At 39.0% G+C, this 23,484-nt stretch carries 24 protein-coding genes and 1 riboswitch; of the genes, 23 read left to right on the top strand and 1 reads right to left on the bottom strand.

Going from position 1 to position 23,484, the window contains the following annotated elements:
- Positions 1 to 27: 27 nt before the first annotated feature.
- The 20 genes from pyk to AACL61_RS00470 all read left to right on the top strand — a co-directional run bounded on the left by pyk (position 28) and on the right by AACL61_RS00470 (position 20,205).
- Positions 28 to 1,449, top strand: coding sequence for a pyruvate kinase (gene pyk / locus AACL61_RS00565; protein ID WP_102816111.1), 1,422 nt, complete (start codon positions 28 to 30; stop codon positions 1,447 to 1,449).
- Positions 1,450 to 1,590: 141 nt separating this feature from the next.
- Positions 1,591 to 2,472 (top strand): CvfB family protein, encoded by an 882-nt coding sequence (locus AACL61_RS00560; RefSeq protein ID WP_035157754.1) that lies wholly within the window; start codon positions 1,591 to 1,593, stop codon positions 2,470 to 2,472.
- The gene (locus AACL61_RS00555) at positions 2,472 to 3,365 is read left to right on the top strand and encodes a tyrosine-type recombinase/integrase (protein ID WP_102816112.1); all 894 of its coding nucleotides are present in this window, start codon (positions 2,472 to 2,474) and stop codon (positions 3,363 to 3,365) included. The genes AACL61_RS00560 and AACL61_RS00555 overlap by 1 nt, the downstream gene beginning before the upstream one ends.
- 13 nt (positions 3,366 to 3,378) lie before the next feature.
- Positions 3,379 to 3,735 (top strand): reductase, encoded by a 357-nt coding sequence (locus tag AACL61_RS00550; RefSeq protein WP_102816113.1) that lies wholly within the window; start codon positions 3,379 to 3,381, stop codon positions 3,733 to 3,735.
- A complete protein-coding gene (locus AACL61_RS00545) occupies positions 3,728 to 4,519 on the top strand; it encodes a segregation and condensation protein A (protein WP_339110827.1) in 792 nt (263 codons plus the stop codon). Before AACL61_RS00550 ends, AACL61_RS00545 begins: the two co-directional genes overlap by 8 nt.
- The gene (gene scpB / locus AACL61_RS00540) at positions 4,482 to 5,087 is read left to right on the top strand and encodes an SMC-Scp complex subunit ScpB (protein ID WP_003674249.1); all 606 of its coding nucleotides are present in this window, start codon (positions 4,482 to 4,484) and stop codon (positions 5,085 to 5,087) included. The genes AACL61_RS00545 and scpB overlap by 38 nt, the downstream gene beginning before the upstream one ends.
- Positions 5,087 to 5,800, top strand: coding sequence for a pseudouridine synthase (locus AACL61_RS00535; protein WP_102816115.1), 714 nt, complete (start codon positions 5,087 to 5,089; stop codon positions 5,798 to 5,800). Before scpB ends, AACL61_RS00535 begins: the two co-directional genes overlap by 1 nt.
- A 135-nt stretch (positions 5,801 to 5,935) precedes the next feature.
- A riboswitch (FMN riboswitch) is annotated at positions 5,936 to 6,055 on the top strand.
- Positions 6,056 to 6,171: 116 nt separating this feature from the next.
- Positions 6,172 to 6,750 carry an ECF transporter S component gene (locus AACL61_RS00530; RefSeq protein ID WP_165928984.1) on the top strand — a complete coding sequence of 193 codons (579 nt, stop codon included), beginning with the start codon at positions 6,172 to 6,174 and terminating at the stop codon, positions 6,748 to 6,750.
- A 99-nt stretch (positions 6,751 to 6,849) separates the two neighbouring features.
- Positions 6,850 to 7,875 carry a helix-turn-helix domain-containing protein gene (locus AACL61_RS00525; RefSeq protein WP_102816117.1) on the top strand — a complete coding sequence of 342 codons (1,026 nt, stop codon included), beginning with the start codon at positions 6,850 to 6,852 and terminating at the stop codon, positions 7,873 to 7,875.
- The gene (locus AACL61_RS00520) at positions 7,865 to 9,304 is read left to right on the top strand and encodes a RecQ family ATP-dependent DNA helicase (RefSeq protein WP_339110826.1); all 1,440 of its coding nucleotides are present in this window, start codon (positions 7,865 to 7,867) and stop codon (positions 9,302 to 9,304) included. Before AACL61_RS00525 ends, AACL61_RS00520 begins: the two co-directional genes overlap by 11 nt.
- Before the next feature lie 84 nt (positions 9,305 to 9,388).
- Positions 9,389 to 9,961 (top strand): peptidoglycan-binding protein LysM, encoded by a 573-nt coding sequence (locus AACL61_RS00515; RefSeq protein ID WP_102816119.1) that lies wholly within the window; start codon positions 9,389 to 9,391, stop codon positions 9,959 to 9,961.
- Between the two features lie 73 nt (positions 9,962 to 10,034).
- Positions 10,035 to 10,721, top strand: a complete 687-nt coding sequence (gene cmk / locus AACL61_RS00510; RefSeq protein ID WP_003668107.1) for a (d)CMP kinase — start codon at positions 10,035 to 10,037, stop codon at positions 10,719 to 10,721.
- 72 nt (positions 10,722 to 10,793) lie between these two features.
- Entirely contained in the window at positions 10,794 to 12,044 is a 1,251-nt protein-coding gene (gene rpsA / locus AACL61_RS00505) for a 30S ribosomal protein S1 (protein WP_003666049.1), read from the top strand.
- A 229-nt stretch (positions 12,045 to 12,273) separates the two neighbouring features.
- On the top strand, positions 12,274 to 13,587 hold the full coding sequence (gene der / locus AACL61_RS00500) for a ribosome biogenesis GTPase Der (RefSeq protein ID WP_339110825.1): 1,314 nt from the start codon (positions 12,274 to 12,276) through the stop codon (positions 13,585 to 13,587).
- Positions 13,588 to 13,796: 209 nt separating this feature from the next.
- Positions 13,797 to 14,072, top strand: a complete 276-nt coding sequence (locus AACL61_RS00495; protein WP_003666054.1) for an HU family DNA-binding protein — start codon at positions 13,797 to 13,799, stop codon at positions 14,070 to 14,072.
- A gap of 134 nt (positions 14,073 to 14,206) precedes the next feature.
- Positions 14,207 to 15,472 carry a tetratricopeptide repeat protein gene (locus AACL61_RS00490; protein ID WP_339110824.1) on the top strand — a complete coding sequence of 422 codons (1,266 nt, stop codon included), beginning with the start codon at positions 14,207 to 14,209 and terminating at the stop codon, positions 15,470 to 15,472.
- Positions 15,473 to 15,597: 125 nt separating this feature from the next.
- Positions 15,598 to 16,809: a CCA tRNA nucleotidyltransferase gene (locus tag AACL61_RS00485; protein ID WP_339110823.1), complete on the top strand. Its 1,212-nt coding sequence runs from the start codon at positions 15,598 to 15,600 to the stop codon at positions 16,807 to 16,809.
- A gap of 1 nt (position 16,810) precedes the next feature.
- Positions 16,811 to 18,721 (top strand): ABC-F family ATP-binding cassette domain-containing protein, encoded by a 1,911-nt coding sequence (locus AACL61_RS00480; protein ID WP_339110822.1) that lies wholly within the window; start codon positions 16,811 to 16,813, stop codon positions 18,719 to 18,721.
- A gap of 17 nt (positions 18,722 to 18,738) precedes the next feature.
- On the top strand, positions 18,739 to 19,701 hold the full coding sequence (locus AACL61_RS00475) for a thymidylate synthase (protein ID WP_339110821.1): 963 nt from the start codon (positions 18,739 to 18,741) through the stop codon (positions 19,699 to 19,701).
- 15 nt (positions 19,702 to 19,716) lie between these two features.
- The gene (locus tag AACL61_RS00470) at positions 19,717 to 20,205 is read left to right on the top strand and encodes a dihydrofolate reductase (protein WP_339110820.1); all 489 of its coding nucleotides are present in this window, start codon (positions 19,717 to 19,719) and stop codon (positions 20,203 to 20,205) included.
- Here the strand turns inward: AACL61_RS00470 and trhA are convergent.
- Entirely contained in the window at positions 20,194 to 20,838 is a 645-nt protein-coding gene (gene trhA / locus AACL61_RS00465; RefSeq protein ID WP_003666062.1) for a PAQR family membrane homeostasis protein TrhA, read from the bottom strand. The two genes, AACL61_RS00470 and trhA, sit on opposite strands and share 12 nt — an antisense overlap.
- Positions 20,839 to 21,016: 178 nt before the next feature.
- Between trhA and AACL61_RS00460 the strand changes: the two genes are divergently transcribed.
- The 3 genes from AACL61_RS00460 to AACL61_RS00450 all read left to right on the top strand — a co-directional run bounded on the left by AACL61_RS00460 (position 21,017) and on the right by AACL61_RS00450 (position 23,482).
- A complete protein-coding gene (locus AACL61_RS00460; RefSeq protein WP_339110819.1) occupies positions 21,017 to 21,859 on the top strand; it encodes a DegV family protein in 843 nt (280 codons plus the stop codon).
- Between the two features lie 91 nt (positions 21,860 to 21,950).
- On the top strand, positions 21,951 to 22,877 hold the full coding sequence (locus AACL61_RS00455; RefSeq protein WP_339110818.1) for an SGNH/GDSL hydrolase family protein: 927 nt from the start codon (positions 21,951 to 21,953) through the stop codon (positions 22,875 to 22,877).
- A gap of 2 nt (positions 22,878 to 22,879) precedes the next feature.
- On the top strand, positions 22,880 to 23,482 hold the full coding sequence (locus tag AACL61_RS00450; RefSeq protein WP_003668094.1) for a YpmS family protein: 603 nt from the start codon (positions 22,880 to 22,882) through the stop codon (positions 23,480 to 23,482).
- The last annotated feature ends 2 nt before the right edge of the window (positions 23,483 to 23,484 follow it).

Here is a 23,484-nt window from a genome sequence, read left to right as displayed (position 1 = left end):
TATAGATGCAAAAGGAGAGATTCATTTATGAAGAAAACCAAGATTGTAAGTACACTTGGTCCTGCAAGTACTGATGTTGATACGATCGTTAAGTTGATCAATGCGGGAGCTAACATTTTCCGTTTCAACTTCTCACACGGTGACCACCCAGAACACTTGGGTCGGATCGAAAACGTACACAAGGCTGAAGAAATTACTGGCAAGCACGTTGGTCTTATGCTTGATACTAAGGGTGCCGAAATTCGGACTACTGTTCAAAAAGAAGGTAAGATCAACTTTGAAATTGGCGACAAGGTTCGCATTTCAATGGATCCTTCAATTGAAGGTACTCATGACAAGATTGCTGTTACCTACCCAGGCTTATACGATGATACTCATGTTGGTGGCCATGTTCTTTTTGATGATGGTTTAATTGACATGGTTATTGATGAAAAAGACGATGCAAACAAGGAACTTGTATGTCACGTCTTAAACCGTGGTGTTCTTGGTTCTCGGAAGGGTGTTAACGCCCCTGGTGTATCAATCAACTTACCAGGTATTACTGAAAAGGACAGTAGCGATATTCGTTTTGGTTTGGAAAACAAGATCAACTACATTGCTGCATCCTTCGTTCGTAAGGCTCAAGATGTTCTTGACATTCGCGAATTACTTAAGGAAAAGAACATGGAAGATGTTCAAATTTTCCCTAAAATTGAATCTCAAGAAGGTATCGACAACTTTGAAGAAATCATTGCTGTTTCTGACGGTTTAATGGTACCTCGTGGTGACATGGGTGTTGAAATTCCTGCCCAAAATGTGCCAATTGTTCAAAAGCACATGATCAAGCGTTGTAACGAATTAGGTAAGCCAGTTATTACTGCTACCCAAATGCTTGACTCAATGCAAGAAAACCCACGTCCAACCCGTGCCGAAGTATCAGACGTTGCTAACGCCGTATTTGACGGTACTGATGCTACTATGCTTTCTGGTGAAAGTGCTAATGGTGACTACCCAGTTGAATCTGTTGCAATGATGAACGACATTGACATCAAGGCTGAAAACCACCTTTGGGAATTCGGTACTGAAAAGTTCGATTGGGACAAGTCTGACGTAACTGAAACTATCGGTTCTGCTGTTGCTAACGCAGCTAAAGACTTAGATATTCACACAATTGTTGCTTACACTGCTTCAGGTTACACTGCTAAGATGATTTCTAAGTACCGTCCTAATGCTGATATCGTTGCATTAACTCCAAACGAACGTGTAGAACGTGGACTTATGATCAACTGGGGTGTTCAACCATACGTTGTTGATGAAATGAAGAACACTGATACAATGTTCGACTTAGCTGCTAAGAAGGCTGTTGAACTTGGCTTTGCTAAGAAGGGCGACAAGATCATCATCGTTGCTGGTGTTCCTTTGGGTGTACCAGGTGCAACTAACATGATGCGTGTTAAGACTATCGACTAATATTTTATAATATTGTCTGCGAAAAGATCGGTCATTAGTAACCGGTCTTTTTTTATACCAATGATAATCATTGATCTTACTAGCAAAATAAGCCTTTACCGTGTAAAATCGATATAGAATAAAAAAGGATAAGTGATAAAAATGAATTCAGCATTAGGAAAAGTTGTTACAGCGGTAATGATTGATGAAAATGATACCGATTATTTTGTTCAACCAGATCGTAATGGGCAAACGTATCGATTACCGAAAAGCGAAAGTCCTCAAGAATTACATATTGGTGGACAGGTACGCGGCTTTGTTTATGAAAATGAGGACCACCAACTACAGATGACCTGTAAGCACATTCCAACGATCCAGGTTGACCATTACGATTATGGTACAGTAGTTAATGTTCGTCGTGATTTAGGGGTTTTTGTTGATATCGGTCTTCCCAATAAGGATATTGTCGTCTCTTTAGATGATTTGCCAAGCTTGAAACACTTATGGCCACAACCAGGTGACCGTTTATTAATGTCCCTTCAAGTTGATGATAAGGACCGTCTATGGGGTAAATTAGCAGATGACCAAATCTATCAAACTATTTCAGCAGCTCCAGATAAACGCTTGCTCAACCATGATACTTATGCTACAGTTTACCGCCTTAAGATGAGTGGAACCTTTGTGATTACTGATGATTATCGTTTAGGATTCATCCATCCAAGTGAACGAGACCAAGAACCGCGATTAGGTCAACGGGTTAAAGCGCGGGTTATTGGGATTTCATCACATGGTAGTCTTAATCTCTCCCTTAAGCCTCGGGCCTACCAAGCTATTGGTGAAGATGCACAAATGATTTTGACAATGTTAGAACATGATATAAATCACCGCTTGCCATACACTGATAAGACGGATCCATCGATCATTCGCGATGTCTTTGGAATAAGCAAGGGGCAGTTTAAACGTGCTATTGGGCATTTGCTTAAAGAGAAATTAGTAAAACAAGAAAACGGTCAATTAATCCTAGTAAAAGAGAATCAAGATTAATGAATAATGAAGTGGCTGCGTTTTTAGCTTTTTTAAAAGATAAACGACAATTAAGCGATAATACCTTGATGAGTTATCAACGGGACTTAGAACAAACTGTGACTTATTTAGAAGATCGAGGAATTGATGATTGGCAACAGGTGGACCACTATTTGCTAATTGACCTCCTTAATAGTCTTCGTCAGCAGGGAAAAGCTAATTCAACAATTAACCGTGTGATTTCAAGTTTACGGCAATTTTATAAATACATGATTCGTCACCATAACCTAACCATTAATCCAATGGAAATGATTGATCACCAGTATACCTTTAACCAACCACCTGCACCGGTAATTTTAACTGAAAAAGAAATTGAACAACTGCTGGCAGTCCCGGATGTTTCAACCCCAATTGGTCTTCGTGATCGAGCGTTGTTAGAGATTATGGATGCAACGGGAATGAGGGTTAGTGAAGTAATTGCCTTGGATCTGACAGCACTTCATCTCGACGTTAAGCTTCTACAACTAACAGGAAAGAATGAACGTGAGCGGATGATTCCCTTAAGTCAACCAGCAGTCAAGTGGCTTACCGGTTACCTAGACCGTGGTCGACCACGTTTGCTCAGAGATGATCACGAAACGCGGGTGTTCTTAAATGCTCATGGTTATCCTTTGACGCGGCAAGGAATTTGGAAAAAAATGAAGGAATGGGTCAGTGAGGCTAAAATCACAAAAGAAGTTACTCCTCAAACCATGCGCTATTCTTTTGCTGTTCATTTAATAGAAAATGGCGCCGATGTTCAATTAATCCAAGAAATCCTTGGTTATAACGCGATGAAGGCTCTCCAACCATATTTACAGGTTTCGCCGCAACAGTTATCTGCTAACTACATGAAATATCATCCGCGCGCATAGAAAGGAAAATACGATGTTAGTTCGTTATCGAAAAGATTACCAAAAAATCGCCCTAGGTTTATTGTCCTTAGTAAAAGACCTTCGAAAAGATAATCGCTTTATGGAGGAGATGGACTGGGCACTTGCTAATGATTGGCCAATCTTTTTGTGGAAAGACATGGATGATAGCCACTTTATTGGAATTGTGATTCTAGAAATGGGAGATTGTTACGTACTGGTTCGCCGCCTATCATTTACGCCAAGCGAACGAACGGGGCATAATATTTTTTCCTTATTAGATGGCGTTCACGATCAATATCCTCATAAACGCCTCATGGGAACCTTAGCAACCCAACCAATAATTAGCATGTGGGAGAGAAATAATGAATAAGCAAGTGCAACCACAAAATCCATTTCAACCAGTCATAAAGGTTCATGACTTTGAAGGGCCACTAGATTTATTACTTCATTTAATAAAACAATCTGAAATGGATATTTATGATATTCAGATTTCACAAATTACAAGCCAATACTTTGATTACCTTCACCAGATGCAAAGCCACCAATTAGAAGTCGCGGGTGAATATTTTGTAATGGCTGCGACTCTGATGGATATTAAAAGTCAGATGCTGTTACCTACGCCGCCAGTATTGGATGATGAACTAGAAGTAGAGGAGATTGATCCCCGGCAGGAATTAGTGGAACAACTTTTAGAATATCAGCGTTATAAAAAAGCGGCAGATCGATTAAAAGATAAAGAAAATCTGCGTCAACAGGAGTATACTCGGCCAGCAATGCAGGTTCCTCGTGAAATGGTAAAGTCTCATGTGGAGCCGGGCATCAAATTAACGGATTTGCAACAAGCTTTTGCAGCAGTTCTTCGCCGCCAACAATTAGCTACTCCATTAGTTGAAACGGTTGCAGCTGAAAAAGTAAGCGTTGGTCAACAAATGAACCACGTGATTGAAATTATTCATGATGGTCCGGTTAGATTTGAAGACTTATTTGAAAATTTACATACTCGTGATAGCTTAGTCACAACTTTTTTAGCAATTCTTGAACTGGCAAAGCATCAAGCAATTACTATTAACCAAGGTGGCTTATTTGAACCAATAATTTTAGCGGAGGGACCTAAGAGTGACGAATACGAAACTAACCAACCAAGCGCAGATTGAAGGATTACTTTTTATTAGTGGGGATGAAGGAATTACCCTAGGCGATTTAGCAAAAATTTCTGGTTTTATGAAACCGGCTGTTCTAGCAATATTACAAGAGCTAAAAAAGAAGTATGAAGATGATCCCACGTCTGCTTTTATCTTGCTTGAAAGTGATCAGACCTATCGTTTAGCAACCAAGCCCCAATTAGCAGAGGTCATTAAACATTACTTTGAAGTTCCATTAACGGTGCCATTAACTAAAGCATTACTAGAAGTATTGGCCATTGTTGCTTACCGGCAACCAATTACGCGGCTAGAAATTGACGATATTCGGGGAGTGCAAAGTTCAGGATCATTACAAAAATTAATGGTTCGTGGTTTAGTTGACACTCATGGACGCTTGGATGCACCTGGCCGGCCATTTTTATATTCAACAACTCCGGCTTTCTTAAACTATTTCGGGTTAAGCGATTTGGATGAACTTCCACCGCTACCTGATCAAGATGAATTAGAAATGAGTAATATTAATGGTGATATTTTCCTCGAAGCGTTACAAGCGCGAGAAGAACGAAAGGACGATAATTAATGGAACGATTACAAAAGGCGATGGCGGAAGCAGGAGTAGCTTCTCGTCGGGCATCAGAAAAACTTATCCTTCAAGGGAAAGTTGCAGTTAATGGCAAGATTGTGACTGAACTTGGGACCAAAGTTGGCGTTCACGATGAGATTGTAGTAAACGGGGTTCCAATTCATCATGAACAACACGTTTACTACTTGCTAAATAAACCGCGGGGAGTTATCTCAAGTGCTCATGATGATAAGGGACGGCGAACAGTCGTTGACATTATTCATGATGCTGATATTGATGAACGCATTTATCCAGTTGGCCGATTAGACTATGACACAACCGGAATTCTTCTCCTAACAAATGATGGTGCTTTGGCAAATAAACTGATGCATCCTAAATATGAAGTTGAAAAAACTTATGTTGCTAAGGTTGAAGGAATCGTCAAAAATGATGAGTTAAAACAATTACGTTTAGGGGTGGTCGTCGATGGTCGAAAGACAAAACCGGCTAAATCGAAGCTCTTGAATGTTGACCGTGCCAAGAAGACAAGTCTTGTTCAATTAACAATCCATGAAGGACGAAACCATCAAGTTAAGAATATGTTTAAAGCAGTAGGACATCCGGTAACTAAACTTCATCGTGAAACATATGGACCATTAAATTTGTATGGTCTTCAGCCGGGTGAATTCCGTGCATTAAAGCCTGAAGAAGTGCAGTTGCTAAAGAAGTAAAATTGGATTTGTGAAATGATCTGAGGGGGGCGGCTATGGGGCAAACTTCTTGGATTTTACGGAAAAAGAGCCAAACTATAAACGTTGACATGACAATAAAAGCCTATTAGAATAGGACTTGTAAAAATATAAAACGTTTGTCTTCAAGGCGTGGTGAAATTCCCGACCGGCGGTGACAGCCCGCAACCCATTGTTAATGGTTGATCTGGTGTAATTCCAGAGCCGACAGTACAGTCTGGTATAAAGAAGATTTCTGTATTAAATAATCTTTAAATGGTTTATTTGCGTTGCTGACAAACAAATGTTAAGTCAGCAACGCTTTTTAATACAGGATGCCAAATGGAGACAATCTCAAATGGAGGTTGTTATTAATGACAGTAACGCATCAACGTATTCAACGATTGGTAGGTATAGCATGTTTGGGTGCCTTAGCATTTATTTTAATGTTTTTTGAGTTTCCAGTTTTGCCGATGGCGCCCTACCTTAAACTGGACTTTTCTGATGTCCCTGTTTTGCTAGGGGGATATATCTATGGGCCAGTTGGTGGAATTATTATCGCCGCAATTAAATGTTTAATTCATGGAATGATTCACGGCTTTTCTCCAGCTGAATTAATTGGAGTTACCAGCGATTTCATTTCATCCCTCGCTCTTCTGCTTCCGTTCTGCTGGGTATGGCGTCATCATAACTGGAGTAAGAAAAGACAAGCGATTACTGGAATTGTTTTGGGAACAGTAATATTGACTGTCTTAATGTCTCTGTTGAACTTGTGGATCCTTACGCCTTTATATATGGCGGTTTGGAACTGGAAGTCGACATTACCAGTATCCCAGTTAGTGGCGATTGGTGTGTTGCCTTTTAACATTATTAAGGGTTTGGTTGTTACAATTGTATATACAATTATTGCGGGTCGGTTACGTTCATGGCTAGATCAGCATAGAATGATCTAAAAAGATAAATTAAGAGGCTGAGATTTTTCTTGGCCTTTTATTTTTTATGGTAGAATTTTTAAATAAATTACGTATATAAATATATAGGGGGTGAAATCCGTGAATAAATTATTGCGCTTTTTTAGCTATCACCAGCCACGGCGAATTCGTGTAATTGAAAACACTCTGCGAAGCCGGCGAACAGTCGCAACCCTCTTTTGGGCGCGACAATATGGAATCTTAGAATGGTTAGGGGCAGATCGAACACTGAATCGGCAAGAATATGATCAGCTTATTAATCAACTTGTTGCTGATAAACTATTAGCGATTGATGATCAATCCCAAGCAATTCTTACAGAAGAGGGCGCGAAAGTTTTAAAAAACGAAGAAGAGAGTTTCTACATCCCATCGTTTTACGACTGGTACTGGTTAACCAATACGCAACGAATAATCCGACGACTTTTTTTAGCTATTCAAGTTGTATCAGAATTCTCTTATCATCAAAGAAAGTATGTTCCATTGGCGATTTCATATGGTGAAATGGTTGCGGTGAAGCAGTGGTTTCGACAAAATTATCATCACGATCTGGTTAAGACTCTCTATACTGATCTCCATCGGTTTGGCAACGCGTTGGAAAGTGAAGATCCACGAATGACAACAGACCTTTTTAATGTCATGATTGGTTATCAGCGATCAGGATGGACAATTAATCAAGCAGCTCAAGAATTGAAAATAAAAATCGACGATATCCAGTACTTACGTCATGACGAGATGTTAGCGGTTAGCGCTTATGCTCGTAATTTTCCTGGTCCACTGCAACAATTGCTCCTTCCGCTGATCAATGAGAGTCCACTAAACCGGAGTGCCCAAGTAACGTTTGACTTATATACCCAGGGAGAGCCAATTGAACTGATTGCTCAAGAGCGACGGTTGAAAGAAAATACAATTAGGGAGCATCTCTTGGAAGCGGCAATTCTTATTCCTGACAAGCTAGATTGGGATATCCTTTTGCCAGAAAGTAAGCGTGACGAACTTAGTCGATTCTATAAGGGCGAACCGACCGCATGGAAATTTGACGAGCAAATTGCCAGTTTTTATGAATACCGCCTATATCAAATATTTCAAGGAATAACAAATGAAAAATAAGCAAGAAATTCTAGATGTTTTACAAAATCATTTTGGCTTTGAGGATTTTCGTCCAGGCCAAGAAGAGACAATTAACGCCTTACTGGAAGGAAAAGACACTTTATCGATTCTTCCCACTGGTGCCGGGAAATCCCTTTTATATCAATTGCCAGCTTATTTATTACCAGGAACGATCCTCATTGTTTCACCGTTGATTTCACTAATGCAGGATCAGGTTGACCGTCTTCATCACCAGGGAGAAAAACGAGTCATTATGTTAAGCGGCCAGCTTGTCGGAAAAGAGCGAGCAAGTGTTCTCCGTAATTTGAAATCATTTAAATTTATATTTACTTCTCCGGAAATGCTTGATAACCAGCAAGTTTTAACCGCGCTTAAGAAAAATAAGATTGCGTTAATGGTTATTGATGAGGCCCATTGTATCTCACAGTGGGGTCCTGATTTTCGTCCTGAATATTTATTGCTAAAGGAAGTTCGGCAGCAATTAGGATCGCCGACAACATTGCTGTTGACGGCAACTGCTACCCCTCGTATTCGACAGGATATTTTGAAAAAAATGGGGATGGCGACTGCTTATCAGGTAATTAAATCTGTTGACCGTCCTAACATTTTTTTAGCTGTTAAGTCCATCGCTACTCAAAAGGAAAAGGATGGTGAACTTCTGAAACTAGTTCAAAAATTCACTGGTCCCGGGATTATTTACTTTGCAAGTCGTAAGCTGGCTTCTCAGATGGCAGAATGGCTTGAAAACCAAACTGATTTAAATGTGGCAGCTTATCATGCTGGCGTTGCTCCAATTGAACGATTTCGAATTCAAAATCAATTTATGAATAATGAATTACAGGTAATTTGTGCAACGAGTGCCTTTGGGATGGGAATTGACAAAAATGATATTCGTTACGTTATTCATTATCATTTGCCAAGTAATTTAGAAAATTATTTACAGGAAATCGGTCGGGCTGGGCGTGATGGCAAGCAGAGTTTGGCAGTTCTTCTATATGCAAATGGGGATGAAATGATTCAACGGCAATTAACAAGCGTGGATGTCCCACTAGTTACAGTCCTAGAGCAGATTAAGAATGGTAAGTTATCAGCAAGTGTTTTGGGGGAGCAAGCATCTTTATTTGAGTTTTATCTTGAACATTCTTTTACACCGCAGCAAATAATTACGATGTTCGAACGACGTAAAATTCAAACCGAAAAAGAATTGCAAGAAATGGTTGCTTATATCAAAGAGAATGGTTGTAAACGAGAATATCTTTTAACATACTTTGGTGAGCAATTTGATGGTTCAAATGAATTTTGTTGTGATTATGAGCTTTCAGATTGGGCAACTAAACTGATTTTGCCGGTAATTCAGCCGCTTTCTGAAAATAATAAAGTAGGATGGGAAGACCGCTTAAAAGCCTTATTAAATATTACCGAAAGTTAAAGTTTCATGTTGTTGCTAGACAATCATCAAAAGTTTGCGATACAATCAGAATGTTAATTCTCAAAATAAGGAGGCATGATTACTTTGAGTGAGGAACGGAAAGAGAGCCGACGAGCTAATGATGAATTATGGGATAAAAAGTTTACAGATAACGAAGACCTTGATAGTGATGGCCATTTATCACGAACAGAACACCGTAAGCAACGATCGCATAATTCAATGATTACTACGATCTTAATCGTGTTAATTATCGTTCTCGCCGCTACACCACTTATTTATTGGATTAATAATAAACAGTCCTTTAATCATCCGGTGAGAACTGAACAAGTAGCTGCTAGTTCTGAAAATAGTAAAAAAAAAGAATCTCACAGTTCGAGTACCTCTAGTGAGCATTCAAAGAAGGAATCTAGTGTAAGTAGTAGTGAATCCTCTTCTTCAAGTATTGAGGGATCAAGTTCGACGCAAACCAGCCAAAGTTATAGTGCTCCGCAAAGCAGTAGTAGCTATTATCGATATAGTAGTAGTTATCGTTATGGTAATGGGTATCAAAACCGGACTACTCCTAATCGCTACAGTAGTTATCAGCAGCGTTATAACAATAACCAAACCTATAATCGCTACAATAATAATACAGAAAATACAAACCGTTATCGTTAAAAATAGAGTATTAGCAGCAATTTTCTGATAAAGTAGTGTATTGGATTGAAAATAGAGGAGTGAATAACTAATAATGTGTAAGGGATTGCAAGTAGCAATTGATGGTCCGGCCTCAGCAGGAAAGAGTACGGTCGCTAAATTAGTAGCAAAAAAGTTTAATTATGTCTATTGTGATACTGGCGCAATGTATCGAGCTGTTACTTTAGCAGTATTAAATCAGGGCATTGATCCAAAAGATGATAAAAAGGTTGCTGAAATTGCTCGGCAAATAAAAATTGACTTTGAACCTGGTGAAATTGAACAAAGAGTTTTCTTGGATGGCAAAGAGGTGACTCATGATATCCGGTTGCCGAAAGTAGCGGCAAATGTATCTGCTGTAGCGGCAGTTCCAGCTGTTCGTGAAGAGATGACTAAGCAACAGCGGCAAATTGCTGAAAATGGTGGAATCGTGATGGATGGACGGGATATTGGTACAACTGTTTTACCACAAGCACCTGTAAAGATATTTATGGTAGCGAGTGCCTATGAACGGGCACGACGGCGATATGCTGAAAACCAGGCAAAAGGGATTAATACAACGTCGCTTGAAGAATTACAAAAAGCAATTGAATTAAGAGATAAAAAAGACTCAACGCGAAAAGTTTCACCTCTTACACAAGCACCCGATGCAATCAAATTAGATACAACAAATATGACAATTGATGAAGTTGTGAGTGAAATCAGTAAAATAATTAAAAAAACACAAGATGAATTAGCCTAAATACTGGAAATGTGAAACAAATTTTAGTAAAATATCTTTTAGAGTTGATTGTTGCAAGGAGGATTTTTTTTAATGGCTGAAAACAACGAAAATAAAAACGATATGTTAGAAGCGCTTGATAGCATTGAACAAGTTAAGGTGGGCGATGTTGTCAAGGGTGAAGTTTTGGCAATCGATGACGATCGTCAAGCTATCGTTGGTATTAAAGATGCAGGGGTTGAAGGTGTCGTCCCTGCTAAGGAATTATCAACCAAGCCAGTTGAAGACATCAATGATGCTGTAAAAGTAGGTGACGAATTAGACTTAGTTGTCATTTCTAAAATCGGTAACGATAAGGAAAATGGTAGCTACCTTCTTTCTCACCGTCGTCTTGAAGCCCGTAAGGTATGGGATGACATTCAAAAGAAATTTGATGAAGGTGAACACATTACCGCCAAAGTCACTCAAGCTGTTAAGGGTGGATTAGTCGTTGATGCTGGAGTTCGTGGCTTCGTCCCTGCTTCAATGATTACTGATCACTATGTTGAAGACCTTAATCAATTTAAGGGTCAAGAACTTGAATTTAAGATTGTTGAAATCGAACCAAGCGAAAACCGTTTGATTCTTTCACACAAGGAAATTATTCAAGCTCAACACGAAAAGGCTGCTGAAAAGGTATTTGCTGAATTACAACCAGGTGATGTTGTTGAAGGTAAAGTTGCACGGATGACCAACTTCGGTGCATTTATTGACCTTGGCGGCGTTGATGGATTAGTTCACGTTTCTGAAATTTCATACGATCACGTTGACAAGCCTTCTGATGTATTGACTGCTGGTCAAGATGTTAAGGTTAAGGTATTAAGCGTTGACCCTGAACGTGAACGGATTTCATTATCCATTAAGCAAACTTTACCAGGACCATGGGATGATATTGAAGAAAAGGCTCCAGTTGACAGCGTATTAACTGGTACTGTTAAGCGTTTGACTAGCTTTGGTGCTTTCGTTGAAGTATTCCCTGGTGTTGAAGGTTTAGTTCACATTTCACAAATCTCACACAAGCACATTGCTACACCTGCAGATGTTCTTAAGCCAGGTCAAGAAGTACAAGTTAAGGTAATCAATGTTGATCCTGAACACCAACGTCTTGGCTTATCAATGAAGGCTCTTGAAGAACGTCCAAAGGAAGACGAAAACAACAATAACAACGGTGAAAACTACCGTGGTCGTCGTCGTTCACGTCGTAACAATAACAACCGGAGCTTCATGAACAATGCTCCAGAAGAAGAAAGTGGCTTCTCAATGGGTGACTTAATTGGTGACAAGCTTAAGGACCTACGGAACTAGTTTCTTAAATTAATTATCTTTTAAGGGGAGGCTGGGAATTAACTCAGTCTCTTTACTTTTTTAAAGGTATTTATACAGTAGCGCGGTAGCTGGCTGGATTCCGAACGTTGATAAATCAACGGCTGGAACGCCTAGCCATCCTTGCGGGGGTGGGAAGACGAAGTCGCAAGCGACTTCTTTCCCACTCCCTCTTTAATCATTTAAAATAAAATGAAAGAAGGTGGAAAGATTGGCAAATCCAATCGTAGCAGTTGTTGGTCGTCCAAACGTTGGAAAATCAACATTATTCAATCGTATTGCAGGAGAACGGATTTCAATTGTTGAAGATACTCCTGGAGTTACTCGAGACCGTATTTATGCTCATGCTGAATGGTTAGGAAAACATTTTAGCATGATTGATACTGGTGGGATTGAAATATCAGATCAACCATTATTGACACAGATTCGTCAACAAGCAGAAATTGCTATTGATGAAGCAGATGTAATAATCTTCGTTGCCGATGTAGAGAACGGAGTGACTGATGCTGATGAGCAAGTAGCACGAATTTTATATCGCTCTAATAAACCAGTAGTTCTAGCTGTTAATAAAGTCGATAATCCAGAACGGCGGAGTGATATTTATGATTACTATTCTCTTGGTTTAGGGGAGCCATATGCAGTTTCAAGTGTTCACGGCATTGGAATGGGTGACCTTTTGGATGCTGTTATTAAAAAATTTCCTGATAACGCCGCTAATGATGAAGATGACTCCATTCACTTCAGCTTTATCGGGCGGCCTAATGTGGGGAAATCATCACTGGTTAACGCAATTTTAGGTGAGAACCGGGTAATTGTATCTAACGTTGCCGGCACTACCCGTGATGCCATTAATACTCAATTTGAAACAGCGGATGGACAAAAATTTACAATGGTTGATACTGCTGGAATTCGTAAAAAAGGAAAAATTTATGAGAACACTGAGCGTTATTCATTAATGCGTTCCATGCGGGCAATTGATGATAGTGATGTTGTACTTGTTGTCCTAAATGCAGAAGAAGGTATTCGTGAATTAGATAAGCACATTGCTGGATATGCTCATGAAGCAGGATGTGGGGTTATTATCGTCGTTAATAAGTGGGATACATTAAAAGAAAAAGACCACCGAACGATGACAGATTTTACTAATCTGATTCGGCAAGAATTCCAGTACCTCAGTTATGCACCAATTATTTTCGTTTCGGCGAAGACAAAGCAACGGTTAAATCAATTACCGGGATTGATCGAAGAAGTATATCAACATCACCGTCAACGGATCCAATCGGCAGTCTTAAATGATGTTTTAATGGATGCAATTGCTGCCAATCCGACTCCAACACAAAATGGTCGGCGTTTGCGAGTATACTATGGGACACAGGTTGCAACCGAACCACCAACATTTGTTATCTTTGTTAATGATCCAGAGTTAATGCACTTCTCCTATGAGCGTTATTTGGAAAATCAAATTCGGAAGGCCTTTGACTTTTCTGGTACACCGATCCATTTAATCAAGCGTCAACGGCAGTAAAAGTTAAAGAATTCATTGTAAAATGAAAAAACATTAAAAATGCGGCTAGAAGTTGAGAAAACCGCTTGTCAGCAGGCTTTCACTATGCTAATCTTAACAATGAAATGATACGAACTTCTCGTAGTTATTTCGTTAATTTTGGACCACTCAAAATTAACATTCACAGACGTGAGTTTAACACTCTCGTTATTTGTGGGAGGTGAAACAACATGGCAAACAAAGCAGAATTAGTAAGCAATGTTGCTACTGCAACTGGCTTAACCAAGAAGGATGCTACTGCAGCTGTAGATGCTGTTTTCAGTTCAATTCAAGCATCTTTAGCTAAGGGTGAAAAGGTTCAATTGATCGGCTTCGGTAACTTCGAAGTACGTCAACGTGCTGCACGTAAGGGCCGCAACCCACAAACTGGAGAAGAAATCAACATTCCTGCAAGCAAGGTACCAGCATTCAAGCCTGGTAAAGCTTTAAAGGACGCTGTTAAGTAATTAACAGTTAAATGTTAAAAAGAGACTAGGAAAGAATTACTCTTCCCAGTCTCTTTTCTTTTTAAAGGCCTGTTCAATGCTTAAAATCATCGATTGTGATATATTTAAAAGTGATAGTAAAAGGAGGGCATAATATGACCTACTCAGAACAAATGCTTGATCAATTAGAAGCAGGAAAGTTAAAAGAAGCCCAAAATTCATTTAAACTCGCACTAATTAATGATGATGATGATATGTTATTTAGCCTTGCGGAGGAATTGTATGCATTGGGCTTTCTTCAACAGGCACGAACGATTTACTTAAAATTATTAGATCGTTATCCAGATGAAGATGAATTAAAGACTAATTTAGCGACGATTGCGATTGATGAAGGACATAATGACGAAGCTTTATCATACTTAGCCCAGATTAAACCAGACTCGCCAGCTTATGTTCAATCATTACTGGTTGCCGCGGATTTATATCAGACTGAAGAAGAATTTGAAGTGACAGAGGAAAAGTTAAAAGAAGCTTACGCGTTGGCTCCCGATGAACCAGCTGTTGAATTTGCGCTTGGTGAATTTTACTTTATGGTTGGCCAATATTCTGAAGCAATCCAATATTACTTCCAACTAATTAAAAACGGATATACTGACTTTGCGAAAGTTGATATCGCTGGACGTCTAGGTATCTGTTACGCTCAGAGCGGTCAGTTTAAGAAGGCTTTAGGATACTTCAATCAGGTTAAACCGGAATATCAGACTAGTGATATTCGTTTCCAAAAGGGGCTGACCCAACTTCAATTAGGAGATACGGAAAAGGCAATAAAAACTTTAGAGGATCTTATCAATGATGATAACCAATATGCGTCTGCTTATCCTGAACTAGCAAAGGCATATGAAAAGGAAAATAAGTATCAGCAGGCGTTACGAGTTGTCCAAGAAGGGCTCAGTGTTGATCAATACAATGAATACCTCTATTCACTAGCAGCTGAAATTACCAGCCACCTTGGCGATCAAAAGTTAATGAAGAAATACTTGGTAAAGGCGCATGAACTTGCTCCAGAGAATATGACGATCACCTTGCAATATAGTAATTTCTTGCTTCACCAACACGATGATGAGGCAAATATTAAGCTCCTGAGTCCATTGGTAAAAGAAGATGAAACAGATCCACAATTATATTGGAATCTAGCGCGTTCATATCAACGAACTGATCAGCTTGAATTAGCCGGAAAATATTATGAAGCTGCTTTGCCGGCATACAGTGAAAATCCAACATTCTTAAAAGAACTAATTAATTACTACCGCGAAAATGGTGAAACTGATAAGTTAATGGATGAATTGGAACACTATCTCCGGTTAGTCCCAACAGACACTGAAATGCAAGATCTTTATGACCAATATGAAGATTACAAATAATTTTTAATTTAAATGAGACAGGAAATGTTAACGCTTTTAGCCGTTCTTTACTCTTCCTGTCTCTTTTTAGTAGTAACTTAATTTGTTATAATCAACTTTGATTATCAAAATGAGGACATGATTAAATGAAAATAAAACAATTACCAGCTATATTTGAACCAGCACGCCCTGTCTTACAAAAAATAGAGGAGGCTGGCTACGAAGCATATTTTGTTGGCGGTTGTGTCCGTGACACTATCTTGCATGATGAGATTCATGATATAGATATAGCAACGAGTGCTTACCCTAGTGAAATAAAGGCGATTTTTAACCATACTGTTGATACCGGAATTGAACATGGTACAGTTATGATTCTCGACCATGGAACGGGATATGAAACAACTACTTTTAGAACCGAGTCAGGTTACCAAGACTACCGCCGTCCTGATAAAGTGACTTTTGTTCGTTCATTAAGTGAAGATCTCCAGCGTCGAGACTTTACGATTAATGCCCTCGCCTTACGTGAAGATGGGGAAGTTATTGATCTGTTTGACGGATTAGAAGACTTGCAAAAACATCTTATTAAAGCAGTTGGCAACCCTAATGAACGTTTTCATGAAGATGCTTTACGGATGATGCGGGCCGTGCGTTTTGCAAGTAAGCTTGATTTTGTCATTGATACTGCAACATTAAAAGGGATTAAAGAAAATGCACCATTATTAGAAAAAATTGCAGTTGAACGAATCCGGGTTGAACTAGAAAAACTATTGCTAGGCCAAAATCCAGTAGCGGGCTTAAAAGATTTTATTGCGACTGGATTGTACCAATATTGTCCAGGTTTGGAAAATGCGCAAGCTGCTTTATCGGCTTTATTAATCCTTAACCAATGGCATTTAGAAAATGAGGCTCAATTATGGTCAGTTTTAAGCTTACAACTCCAGCTTGATCAAAAAGAAATTGGTAAATTCTTAAAGAAGTGGAAAACAGCAAATGATTTAATTGCGCAGGTCAAAAAAGTAGTTCCAGCAGTCCAAGCAATTCGTCAACGTGCGCTTACACCAACACTAATGTTTAATACCGGTGAAACAGCCCTCCATGATGCTAACCAAGTAGCTAAGTTATATGGATGGGCAATTGATGATGAAGAATTGCAAAAAGCTTATCAAAAGTTACCAATTAAAAACGCTAAAGAATTAGCAATTGATGGTCGAATATTAATTACTGAAGCGGGGGTAAAACCGGGACCATTGATGGGGAAGATTCTTCAGCAATTAACGCTGGCAGTGGTAAATGGTGAGATAGCTAACGATGCAACAGTCTTATTAGAAAAAGTAGAAGAGATAACGAAAGAGGGATAATATGCAAACAATGCGTGCAGAGGGTCTAACCAGCACATACGGTGAAAAGACCTTATTTGATGATATTTCGTTTATTATCAATGAAAATGATCGAATTGGACTGATTGGTGTTAATGGAAGTGGAAAAACCAGTCTTCTTAATGTAATTAGTGGGGAAGTAAACCCAGAAGGCGGCGGGCAGATCACTAAACCGAATGATTACACGATCGGTTATTTAAAGCAGCAGCCCGAACTTGACGAAAACAAAACAATCATGGAAGCTGTTTTTGAAGGTAAACAACCAGTCTTTGAAACGATTCGCCAATATGAGTTGGCTCTTGAACGCTTCACAAAACACCCAGAAGATCCACAAGCAATTGACCGTTACACAAAAATGCAGGCACGGATGGACCAAGAAGATGCATGGGAAGCAGATAGTCGGGTGAAGACGATTCTGACCCAGTTAAAGATAAAAGATGTAAGTCAAAAGATTGCTCAACTTTCTGGAGGACAAAGAAAACGGGTTGGGTTAGCGCAAGTCTTAATTCAACAGCCAGACCTCTTATTACTCGATGAACCGACTAACCACTTAGACCTTGATTCGGTAGTTTGGCTCCAGGATTTCCTTCGCAGTTATAAGGGTGCCGTCCTCGTTGTTACCCATGATCGGTACTTCCTTGATCAAATTACAAATCATATCTGGGAACTATCTTTTGGTAAACTTTATCACTACGAGGGAAATTATCAGGACTTTGTAGCAAAAAAGGCGGAACGAGTAGAGTTGGCTAAAGATACTGAGAAAAAGAATCAACAGCTGTATAAAAAAGAATTAGCCTGGATGCGGACAGGTGCAAAAGCCCGTTCCACAAAACAAAAGGGACGGATCAATCGGTTCCACGAATTAGAAGGAAAAATCGGTAATCTTAAAACCGATGAAGATATTGATATCAATCTCGGATCACAACGTCTAGGGAAAGATGTTATTCAATTTAAGGATGCTAACTTAAAATTTGATAATCACCAAATCCTCCATGACTTCAATTGGCTTGTTCAGGCAGGTGATCGAATTGGAATTACTGGTGAAAACGGGGCGGGTAAGACGAGTTTATTAAACGTGATTGCCCAACGTATCCCCCTAGATAGTGGTGTCCTTAAGATTGGTGAAACCGTTAAGTTAGGGTATTATACCCAGCAAACAGAAGGAATTGACAATGATAAGCGGATGATTAGTTTCTTGTCTGAAATTGCAGATAATGTTACTGATAAAGATGGTAATAAGCTTAGCGTTACCCAATTATTAGAACGTTTCTTATTCCCTCGTTTTATGCATGGTACTTTGATCCGCAAGCTTTCTGGGGGTGAAAAGCGACGGTTATACCTCTTAAAGATCTTAATGCAGCAGCCCAATGTCTTACTACTCGATGAGCCAACTAACGACCTTGATATTGGAACATTAACAGTTCTTGAAGATTACCTAGATAATTTTGCGGGAACTGTAATTACGGTTTCTCATGATCGCTATTTCTTAGATAAAGTGGCCGACAATTTGCTAATCTTCAACGGGAATGGAGATATTGAACGTTATACGGGACGCTTTACTGATTATTTAACTGCTAAAAAGGAAGAGGCAGATAAGGATAAAGAGCTTAAAAATGATCAAAAAGCCCTTGCAAAAAAGCAGGTAAGTAAGCAAGAACCAGCTAAGAAAGAAAAAACAAAACTCACTTATGCTGAACAACTCGAGTGGGATCATATTGATGAAGAATTAGATGCCCTTGATCAACAGCATCAGCAATTAGAAAATGAAATGGCTGAAGCGGCAAGTGATTATACGAAAATTGCTAAGTTACAGAAGCAGCTAAATGAAATACAAGAAAAAATTGATGAAAAGACAGCTCGTTGGGAGTATTTAAGCACATACGTTGACGAGTAAAGGAAGGGAGCATAAGGATGGCAACAAATGTAAATGAAGAACAATACTTAGACTTAATTCGTTATGTTTTGACAAATGGACATCAAAAGGGTGATCGGACAGGAACAGGTACTAAATCTGTTTTCGGATATCAGATGCGATTTGACCTAAGTAAAGGTTTTCCTATTTTAACGACCAAGAAAGTCCCATTTGGCTTGATTAAGAGTGAATTATTATGGTTTTTACGCGGTGATACCAACATTCGCTTCTTACTTCAACACAAGAATCATATTTGGGATGAATGGGCATTTAAGAAGTGGGTGGAAAGTGCTGAATATCAAGGCCCAGATATGACAGACTTTGGTCACCGCTGGCTTAAAGATCCAGAGTTTAAGCAGGTCTATCTTCAAGAAAAGAAGGCATTTTGTCAGCGAATTCTTGAAGATGATGATTTTGCCCAAAAGTATGGCGATTTAGGGCTTGTTTATGGAAGTCAGTGGCGAAAATGGAAGACGAGTCAAGGCGACACAATTGATCAAATCGCTAACGTTATCCAGCAGATTAAAACTACTCCAGATTCACGGCGGATGATTGTTTCAGCTTGGAATCCAGAAGATGTTCCTTCCATGGCTCTTCCTCCGTGTCACATAATGTTCCAATTTTATGTTAATGATGGAAAGCTTAGTTGTCAGCTCTATCAACGGAGCGCCGACATCTTTTTAGGGGTTCCATTCAATATCGCTAGTTATGCCTTATTGACGCATATGATTGCTCATCAATGCGGTCTAGAACCTGGCGAGTTTGTTCATACATTAGGGGATGCTCACATTTATCTGAACCACCTTGATCAAGTTAAAGAACAGCTGACAAGAACACCTCATGAAGCTCCTAAATTGATTTTACCTGCTGAACCAAAACCAATCGATCAATATGAAATGACTGATATTAAGTTAGAAGGCTATACTCATGAGCCGGCAATCAAGGCTCCCGTAGCAGTTTAAAAGGAGTGGTTCGAAATGAGTGAGCTGAATTTAATCTGGGCCGAAGATTTAAATGGCTGGATTGGCAAAGATAATACAATTCCATGGCATGTTTCGGCTGATATGAAGCATTTTAAGACAAAAACTACTGGTCACCCAATTATAATGGGGCGAAAAACTTTTGCTTCTCTTGGCAATAAACCATTGCCTAAGCGAGAAAATATTGTGCTTACCAGTCAGAACATAGATATTGAAGGAGTGAAGGTCGTTCATTCTTTAGCTGCCCTTAAAGAGTATCTTAAAGCAAATCCAAACGAATATTTTGTAATTGGCGGGGCAACGATCTATCAGCAATTACTCCCAATGGCGACAAAGCTAACACGAACGGTGATAAATAAGCAGATTGTTGGAGATACAAAAATGCCAACGATCGATTATGACCGTTGGCACTTAGTAACTCACAATAATTATGAAAAAGATGACCAGCTGATTTGTTGTTTTGAAGAATGGGAACTAAACGTATAAAAGAATTGAAAAATACATTAATATCGTGCCGATGAGGACAAAAATATGCCAAATCAAATGGGTATATGCCGTTGGCCGGCTGTAAAAGAGGGCGCCAAGAGTAAAGGAAAGTCCTCCTAGTAAAAGCAAGCCGAAGCCAACTGGCCCAAGAGCACGCCAGAGAGGCATGAAGGCGACTAGACATAGCCAACCCATAAGAATGTAAATAATGGTTGAATATTTACTTTTATGTTTTAACCAAATACATTTATACACAATTCCAATAACGGATAAGCCCCAAATCACGCCGAAAATTGTCCAACCTAACCAGCCGCGGATACTAACTAAGCAATAGGGGGTATAAGTCGCGGCAATAAGCACAAAGATCATTGAATGGTCGAGAATTTGAAAAACCCGTTTGGCTCGTGTAAAGATCAAGGCATGAAATAAGGTTGACGAAAGGTAAAAAAGAATTAAAGCACTTCCGTAAATAGTAAAGGTAACAATCCGCATGGGACTACCAGTATGAACAGCTCTGATAATCAACAAGATCAAGCCAGCGATCGATAGTCCTGCCCCGATCCCATGAGTAACCGCATTACCGATTTCTATTAATAAAGTGCGCCGATCTCTTGTCTCTTTTTGTGTATCCATCAAAAAACCCCTTTCCAAAGACCAATGAATTTTTAAAATATTTTTGTTATACTAAATAAATAGTAATTGATCCTACAAAATTAGATAAAATTGAGTATAATAGTACTTGAAATAAATTATCTAGTTCTCAATACTAGATAATTATAGCACAAATTGTTCAGGAAGAGTGGTAAGTTTCATGGCAAAGATAAAAATTGTTTGTGACTCATCAGCAGGATTAACTGATGAAGAAATTAAAAAATATGACATTACAATTATACCATTAAGTGTAATGATCGATGGGACGGTATACGTTGAGCGTGAAACAATTACAAACGAACAGTTCCCTGAAATGATGAAGAATGCTAAGTCACTACCAAAGACTTCCCAACCACCAATTGGAAAGTTTGTCGATGCGTTTGATAAGCTAGGCGAAGATGGTAGTGAAGTATTATGCGTTACAATGATGGAATCAATTAGTGGGACCGTCCATGCGGCTGAACAAGCGGCTGGAATGACAAAGACAAAAGTTACAGTCTACGATTCCCAGTCAACCGATCAAGTAATGGGCTTTGAAATCCTTGAAGCCGCCCAAGTGATTGAAGACGGTGGCAGCATTGAGGATGCAATTGCTAAGATGAAAGAGGTTCTTTCTAAATCAAAATTGTACTTAGCAATTGACAACCTTGATAATTTGGTAGCTGGTGGCCGAATTAGTAAATTTGCAGGAGCAGTTTCTAATTTATTAAATATTAAGGTAATGCTTCAAATATATGATGGTCAGATTCATATTGAATCAAAAGGCCGGGGCATTAAATCAATGCATAAAGAATGGGATAAGATTTTAGATGAGATGGCACGGGGACCGAAAGTTAAGCGAATTGGAATTTCTCATGTCGATGCTGGCAAAGAAGTAGAACGCTTATTAGCAAAACTAAAAGAACTTTATCCAGAAATCGAGGTTACTGTTCGAGAGACAGTGCCAATTATTGCAACCCACACTGGAATGGGTGCTTGTTGTTTGCTATACTATACAGAATAATCTTTGATAAAAATAAGTGGAGGCTGAGAAAAATGAAAATTTTTCCCAGCCTCTATCTTCTTAAAATTTTAAAATAAAGGACTATAGATAGATGAAAAAGTGGACTAAATGGCTATTATTATCACTTTTGGCTATTCTGATTATTGGTGGGGGATGGTATACTGTTAACCACTTTACAAATTTAACCAGTAATAGTTCAAAAGTTGTTAAACCAAAATATGTTGAAAAGAAAAATGTAAAGCTGGTGGCACTAGGCGATTCCCTTACTCACGGTCAAGGGGATGAAACTAATAATGGTGGGTACGTTGGGGTAATTAAGGAAAAAATTGAACATCATTATCACCAAACCAAGGTGACAACAGTCAATTACGGGGTAACAGGGGACCGCTCCGACCAAATTCTTGATCGGTTAAACCAGCAGTCTCAATTGCGTAGTGACTTACGGAGCGCGGATGTGATTACAATGACTGTTGGTGGAAATGATCTGATGCAAATCCTGGAAAAAAACGTAATGGGCTCTGAACGGCAAGTCACCAGTAGTGTTGAAAGCGGCGAAAAAACTTATCAACAAAAATTGATTAAGCTATTTAATGCAGTTCGAAAGGAAAATCCTAAGGCCCCTATTTTTGTGATGAGTATTTATAATCCCTTCTATACCTATTTCCCAGATGTAACAATTATCAACAAGTCAATTAATCAGTGGAACCAAACTACGCAAGACACAATGAATAATTATAAGTCAATGTATTTTGTGAACATTAATAAGCTGATGTCATACGGTCAATATCAGACTAAGAGTCAGCAACAACAGCTGATCAAGGAAGAAGAAAAGGCTAACCAAGGGCAGGTCAGTCAAAAGCGGGTCATTGAAATTATGAATCATAAGGATAAGAACCTTAATAAATATATTTCAACAGAAGATAATTTCCATCCTAATCATACGGGATATGTCAAAATTGCTGACCAATTATTTAAGGTAATGCAAAAACATGATAGCTGGGAATTCACACGGAGGTAAAAATGAAAAATTCTGAAGAAAAAAAGATTAATTGGTGGAAGTGGGCCTTTTTTTGCTTAGTCGCGCTGATTGTAATTAGTTGCGGGGTTGTATTGAACAAGGCGACTGCACCGACTCCTGCTACTACAACTAGCAAAGCAGTAAAGCCAAGCGATTCATCAGTAACGGTTGAATTGAATAAAAAACAGGTGAATGCTTTAGCTGCTAACTACCTGAATCAGTTTCTAAAAGGGCAAAAGATCCGTTATGATTTTATTGTTGGCGATCAGTATGCTACCCTGACAGGGAATACTAAGTTTCTAGGGGCTAAAGTGCGATTTGCCATTAACTTTATTCCTGAACGGTTAAGTAACGGAAATGTCTTGTTGCGGGCTAAGGGACTTTCGGTTGGCCGGTTAAATATCCCGATCAAATTTGTGATGGGTTATATTGCAAAGAATTATAATATTCCTAAATGGGTAACAATTAATCCACAAAAGAAGACAGTTTTATTAGACCTTAACCGTTATAGCAAGCACCGTTCTCTTAAGTACTCGGCTCAGGAAATTAACATGCAAGAAGGACGGTTTAAGTTTTTAATCACGGTCCCAACAAGCAATGAATAAAT

The sequence above is a fragment of the Limosilactobacillus reuteri subsp. porcinus genome, from assembly GCF_036621895.1.
Classification (GTDB): Bacteria; Bacillota; Bacilli; order Lactobacillales; family Lactobacillaceae; genus Limosilactobacillus; species Limosilactobacillus reuteri_J.
Note: the sequence above shows the minus strand (reverse complement) of the source record. Positions and strands in the feature narration are given on the sequence as shown.

Bases quoted from the DNA above. Each gene is read 5' to 3' on its own strand.
- pyk (WP_102816111.1), top strand. From the start codon at position 28: ATGAAGAAAACCAAGATTGTAAGTACACTTGGTCCTGCAAGTACTGAT.
- AACL61_RS00560 (WP_035157754.1), top strand. From the start codon at position 1,591: ATGAATTCAGCATTAGGAAAAGTTGTTACAGCGGTAATGATTGATGAA.
- AACL61_RS00555 (WP_102816112.1), top strand. From the start codon at position 2,472: ATGAATAATGAAGTGGCTGCGTTTTTAGCTTTTTTAAAAGATAAACGA.
- AACL61_RS00550 (WP_102816113.1), top strand. From the start codon at position 3,379: ATGTTAGTTCGTTATCGAAAAGATTACCAAAAAATCGCCCTAGGTTTA.
- AACL61_RS00545 (WP_339110827.1), top strand. From the start codon at position 3,728: ATGAATAAGCAAGTGCAACCACAAAATCCATTTCAACCAGTCATAAAG.
- AACL61_RS00535 (WP_102816115.1), top strand. From the start codon at position 5,087: ATGGAACGATTACAAAAGGCGATGGCGGAAGCAGGAGTAGCTTCTCGT.
- AACL61_RS00530 (WP_165928984.1), top strand. From the start codon at position 6,172: ATGACAGTAACGCATCAACGTATTCAACGATTGGTAGGTATAGCATGT.
- AACL61_RS00520 (WP_339110826.1), top strand. From the start codon at position 7,865: ATGAAAAATAAGCAAGAAATTCTAGATGTTTTACAAAATCATTTTGGC.
- cmk (WP_003668107.1), top strand. From the start codon at position 10,035: ATGTGTAAGGGATTGCAAGTAGCAATTGATGGTCCGGCCTCAGCAGGA.
- rpsA (WP_003666049.1), top strand. From the start codon at position 10,794: ATGGCTGAAAACAACGAAAATAAAAACGATATGTTAGAAGCGCTTGAT.
- AACL61_RS00495 (WP_003666054.1), top strand. From the start codon at position 13,797: ATGGCAAACAAAGCAGAATTAGTAAGCAATGTTGCTACTGCAACTGGC.
- AACL61_RS00490 (WP_339110824.1), top strand. From the start codon at position 14,207: ATGACCTACTCAGAACAAATGCTTGATCAATTAGAAGCAGGAAAGTTA.
- AACL61_RS00485 (WP_339110823.1), top strand. From the start codon at position 15,598: ATGAAAATAAAACAATTACCAGCTATATTTGAACCAGCACGCCCTGTC.
- AACL61_RS00480 (WP_339110822.1), top strand. From the start codon at position 16,811: ATGCAAACAATGCGTGCAGAGGGTCTAACCAGCACATACGGTGAAAAG.
- AACL61_RS00475 (WP_339110821.1), top strand. From the start codon at position 18,739: ATGGCAACAAATGTAAATGAAGAACAATACTTAGACTTAATTCGTTAT.
- AACL61_RS00470 (WP_339110820.1), top strand. From the start codon at position 19,717: ATGAGTGAGCTGAATTTAATCTGGGCCGAAGATTTAAATGGCTGGATT.
- trhA (WP_003666062.1), bottom strand. From the start codon at position 20,838: ATGGATACACAAAAAGAGACAAGAGATCGGCGCACTTTATTAATAGAA.
- AACL61_RS00460 (WP_339110819.1), top strand. From the start codon at position 21,017: ATGGCAAAGATAAAAATTGTTTGTGACTCATCAGCAGGATTAACTGAT.
- AACL61_RS00455 (WP_339110818.1), top strand. From the start codon at position 21,951: ATGAAAAAGTGGACTAAATGGCTATTATTATCACTTTTGGCTATTCTG.
- AACL61_RS00450 (WP_003668094.1), top strand. From the start codon at position 22,880: ATGAAAAATTCTGAAGAAAAAAAGATTAATTGGTGGAAGTGGGCCTTT.